Here is a 4,504-nt window from a genome sequence, read left to right on the forward strand (position 1 = left end):
TTCGCCTTGGCCAGCAGCGCATCGATCTGTTCTTTGAGTTCCAGCTCGGCTTTCTTCATCCGCTCGTAACTCATCGCCTTATGACGCGACGCATTGGCCTTGATCTTCGTGCCGTCAACGGCAATCGTCCCGAGCTTGACCAGTCCGCATTCCTTGGCCAGCTTCACCACTTGCACAAACAGGTCCGACAGTTCCTTCAAGTGAAAGGCGCGAAAGTCGCAAAGCGTGCGATGCGCCGGATAGTTGCCCGCGGCGAGGACCCGGAACGCGACATCTTCATGCAGCTTCCTGGCCAGCTTGCGCGACGAGAACACCCCGGTCGCATAGCCGTAGACGAGCACCTTCACCATCATCGCCGGATGAAAGGGTTGATTGCGCGGGCCGCCGCCCGCATACCGCGCATGGAAGCTTGACAGGTCGAGCGAATCCACCGTGTCGCTGATGTAATAGGCCAGGTGCCCTTCAGGCAGCCAGTCTTGCAGCGCGTGGGGCAGCAACATCTGCTGCTGCGGCTCGTAGGGAAGATAGCTTATTGGCATCTCCTAACAACGCTTACCCGGCTCGGCCGGATGACATCAGATTTCTGCCGCGCATACTCCTAGATAAGCGCGTCGGCGGGCGCCTTCACGCGGTTGCGGCCGGCGATCTTCGCGGCGTAGAGCAGGCTGTCGGCGCGCGCCATCAGCGAGGCGAGCGGCTCGCGCCCGTCCCACACGGCGATGCCCGCGCTGAACGTGTAATGCAGCACGCCGCCGGGCACGCCGCACGGCGTCGCTTCCACGTCCCGGCGCAAGCGCTCGACGAGCGCCGTCACGTCCTCGAGGCGCTCCGCCGTGCAGAAAAGACAGAACTCCTCGCCGCCGATGCGCCCGAACGCATCGTCCTCGCGAACGCGCGAGCGCACCAGCGACGCGAAATGGCGCAGCACTTCGTCGCCGGCTGCGTGGCCGTAGCGATCGTTCACGCTCTTGAAGTGATCGACGTCGATGACCGCGACATACACACGTTTTCCTTCCTGCGGCACGCGCGCAAGCCGCTCGGCCGCCGCGGCCAGCAATGCCTTTCTCGACAACGCGCCGGTGAGATCGTCGAAGCGCGCGAGCCGTTCGAGGCGCTGCGCGAGGCGGTCGTGCGCCATCAACACGAGGCCGATGCACAGCGACGGCAGCACGAGAATGCCGAGCGCGAGAAACGTGATCTGCATCGGCCCGGGCTGCAGCAGCGCCTCCTGCGCAGGCGGCTTCACGACGTAGATCGCGCCGCGGATCGTATGACCGAGCGTGCCGAGCGACGCCGCCCCGGCGACGAACAGATAGTTGTAACGCGGCCGCTCCTTCGGGCGCTCGAGCAGCACGCGCCCGGCGATGGCGAGATCGCACGCTGCATGAAACGCCGACACGATCACCACGCGCGCGTGGGCGTCGGGCACGACATACGTGAAGTACACGATGCCCGCCATCACGCCGAGCCACATGATCCAGCCCGTCCATCGCTGCGCGCGGCGCATGCGAACGTCGAAGAATTCGTTGCAGCCTTCGTAGATGAGCAGACTCGTCGCGGCCAATAGCTGATTCGCGGTGACGATGCCGAGCCACGCCGGCGCCACGCTCTGCACGGCGAAGAGCACGAGCGAGACGATCGCCAGTACGTTTGCCCAGAGCCAGCGCGGCACGCCGGCGATCGCGTGCGAGAGCAGCGAAATCAGCACCAGTATCGAGAGAATGCTCGATAGCGCGGTGACGACGAGAATGCTGACTGGGCTGAACATCGCTGAATGTGGACGGGAATATCGCTCGTGCCGGAGAGGGCCGCGCCGGATGCGCGCCGCGCTCGAACCGTGCGTGGCGCGTCGGGAAGATCACTGACAGGGATTCGCGGCGGAGAAACAGGAGTATCCGACATCGCCCACGGATTTACGCCGGGAAAGGCCGCCGCTTGAGCCGCGCCATGTGCGGCACGTGGTCGCATGTCGTGAACAAAAACATGACGCGAGCGGCATCGCCAATCAGAAAAGCAAAAACGCGGCGCAGCCGTTGCGGCCCGCCGCGTTCGATGAAGCCATGCGCCGTACGGATGTACCGCGCACAATGATTCAAGCCTTACCAGTCGCGACGATCGCGCCAGCGCTCTTCGCGGCGCATTTCATGACGCCAGCGACGCTCGCGCCATTCGTGACGGCGCCATTCGCGCTCGCGCCAGCGGTCACGGTCGTACCCGTAGCCGTAACCATCGCCGTATCCGTAATAGCCGACCGGCACGGCAGGCTGCGCATACACGGGCACGCCGACGCCCACCGCCACATCGACATGCGCGTTCGCCGACGCCGATATCGCCAGTGCCGCGATGCCCGCCAGCCCGATAACCGTCCCGAGAAGTTTCTTCTTCATGTCGCTTTCTCCTTGCACCGAGTGCCGAGTGAGTCAGGTGCAGTCTAGAAAGCGCGGCCGGATACAGGTGCAACGGGTCTGCCAGAAAGGTAACGTCAGGTAACGGTCAGCCAGAGCGAATGTGCTTCAGCGCACACGCTTGCCGGTTTCGTCGATGACGACCTCGCCGTCCTCCTTCGTGAATGGACCTTTCTGCTCTTCGGGCAGGATATCGAGCACGAGTTCCGACGGGCGGCACAGCCGCGCGCCCTTCGGCGCATCGACGAACGGGCGGTTGATGAGAATCGGATGCGCGAGCATCGCGTCGATGAGCTGATCGTCGGAGAGGCCGGGATCGTCGAGGCCGAGCTCGGCGTATGGCGTGCCTTTTTCGCGCAGCGCCTCGCGCACCGTGATACCCGCGCGCGCGATCAGCGCGACAAGCGTCTCGCGGCTCGGCGGATGCGTCAAATACTCGATCACGGTCGGCTCAATGCCCGCGTTGCGGATCAGTGCGAGCGTGTTGCGCGAGGTTCCGCACTTCGGGTTGTGATAGATGGTGACGGTCATGGTCGCGATGTCCCTGCGTTCGTGAGTGAGCGGAATTGCACGCCTCGCATTCTAGAACCGAATAGCGCTGAAGCAACGATGACTCGCTCGCCAGCCGGGCGCAACGCGTGCGGCCGTATCCGCACCGCGCGATCCGATTGTGCTGTTCATTCGCGTATCCGCGGCCTATAACGAAATGTGCAGCGCGGCATGCGTCTTCTGCGGACCCGCGGGTCCCATTCGCCGGCAAGCGCACCGGCGCTCCGGCTGCATCGCATCGGCGAAATGCCGTGCGCGATTCTCATACGAACAAGTTCGGATACCGGCCGCGGAACACGCACCCACACCGGGAACCGGCGCCGATGTCTGTCTGCCGCGCGCGCCACGCATGGCACACGAAGGATGCGTGGCACGCTGCATGCGGAAGACCGATCCGAATCAGCGAACAGCGTTACGCGGCTCGAACGCGAGCGCGCCTTCCGATCAAGGAGTCAACATGAAATCACGTATCGCCATGGCGGCGCTCGCCGCCTCGTTGTTCGCCGTCGCGGGCCTCGCCTCGGCGCAGCAGACCTACTATCGCACCGCGCAGGTGCCCGGGCAGACAACCGCCGATACCTGGACCGATCCGAGCGCACCGAAGCAAAGCGCCATGGGCCAGACGGGCATGTCCGATATGTCGTACGGCGGTGCGCCGATGACGCACGGGGCATCCGGCACCACGATGGGCATGGGCGGCGCGGCCTCCCAGCCCTGCACTCGCGGCCCACAATGCAACATCTTCTTCGGCAACTGAGCGGCTCAACCCGGCTTTCGCAACTGCGTTAGCATGCGTGCATGACTTGCGCGTCCGTTCGAAATGGGCGGACGCGCACTCCCCTTTCAATGGAACGGCCGACATGCACCGCGACGAATTTCTCGCGCTTCTTTCCAGCGAAGGTTTCAACGAAGTCGTCACGGTCACGCGCGAGCCGAACGGTGCGCTCGATGTCCACGCGCATCCGTTCGAAGCCAAGGCGCTGATTCTCGAAGGCGACGTCACGATCCGCATCGGCGAAGACGCGCGCACCTATCGCGCGGGCGACATCTTCGGGCTCGCGACGAACATCGAACATTCGGAGCAGTACGGGCCGCAAGGCGTCAGCTATCTCGTCGGCCGCAAATAACGCCGATGGCCACCTCCAAAGGCAAGACCGCGCGCATTCGCGTCGGCATCGGCGGATGGACGTTCGAGCCGTGGCGCGGCACGTTCTATCCGGAAGATCTCGCGCAGAAGCGCGAGCTCGAATATGCGAGCCGCGCGCTCACGAGCATCGAAGTGAACGGCACGTTCTACGGCTCGCAGAAGCCCGCGACATTCATCAAGTGGCGCGACGAGACACCCGACGATTTCGTCTTCTCGCTGAAGGCGCCGCGCTACGCGACGAATCGCCGTGTGCTCGCCGAAGCCGGCGACACGATCGAGCGTTTTTTCGGCAGCGGCGTGCTCGAACTGAAAGACAAGCTCGGCCCAGTGCGACATGAAGTCGCGTATGCAATTGTTTTACCCAGCCGAAAGGCTGGTCAGGAAACCGGTCGTTCCGTCGACC

Annotated in this window: 7 protein-coding genes; 3 read left to right on the plus strand and 4 right to left on the minus strand. The window is 64.1% G+C overall.

Annotated features, from left to right (window positions below; genetic code table 11):
* From AWB78_RS41470 to arsC, 4 genes are all read right to left on the minus strand, one after another.
* Window positions 1-539 (minus strand): transposase (locus AWB78_RS41470; protein WP_198399358.1); only part of this gene is annotated, 539 nt, incomplete at its 3' end.
* A gap of 59 nt (window positions 540-598) precedes the next feature.
* A complete protein-coding gene (locus AWB78_RS41475) occupies window positions 599-1,768 on the minus strand; it encodes a GGDEF domain-containing protein (protein ID WP_062612968.1) in 1,170 nt (389 codons plus the stop codon).
* Window positions 1,769-2,099: 331 nt separating this feature from the next.
* Window positions 2,100-2,387, minus strand: coding sequence for a hypothetical protein (locus AWB78_RS41485; RefSeq protein ID WP_062612972.1), 288 nt, complete (start codon window positions 2,385-2,387; stop codon window positions 2,100-2,102).
* 126 nt (window positions 2,388-2,513) lie between these two features.
* A complete protein-coding gene (gene arsC / locus AWB78_RS41490) occupies window positions 2,514-2,936 on the minus strand; it encodes an arsenate reductase (glutaredoxin) (RefSeq protein WP_062612974.1) in 423 nt (140 codons plus the stop codon).
* Window positions 2,937-3,411: 475 nt separating this feature from the next.
* On the opposite strand from arsC, the gene AWB78_RS41495 reads away from it, so the two are divergent.
* From AWB78_RS41495 to AWB78_RS41505, 3 genes are all read left to right on the plus strand, one after another.
* On the plus strand, window positions 3,412-3,711 hold the full coding sequence (locus AWB78_RS41495) for a hypothetical protein (protein WP_157697862.1): 300 nt from the start codon (window positions 3,412-3,414) through the stop codon (window positions 3,709-3,711).
* Window positions 3,712-3,814: 103 nt separating this feature from the next.
* A complete protein-coding gene (locus AWB78_RS41500) occupies window positions 3,815-4,081 on the plus strand; it encodes a cupin domain-containing protein (protein WP_062612978.1) in 267 nt (88 codons plus the stop codon).
* Between the two features lie 5 nt (window positions 4,082-4,086).
* Window positions 4,087-4,504: DUF72 domain-containing protein (locus AWB78_RS41505; RefSeq protein ID WP_232478115.1), on the plus strand; the 418-nt coding region annotated here is incomplete at its 3' end.

Origin of the sequence: Caballeronia calidae (genome assembly GCF_900044055.2) — a bacterium.
Taxonomy (GTDB): Bacteria; Pseudomonadota; Gammaproteobacteria; order Burkholderiales; family Burkholderiaceae; genus Caballeronia; species Caballeronia calidae.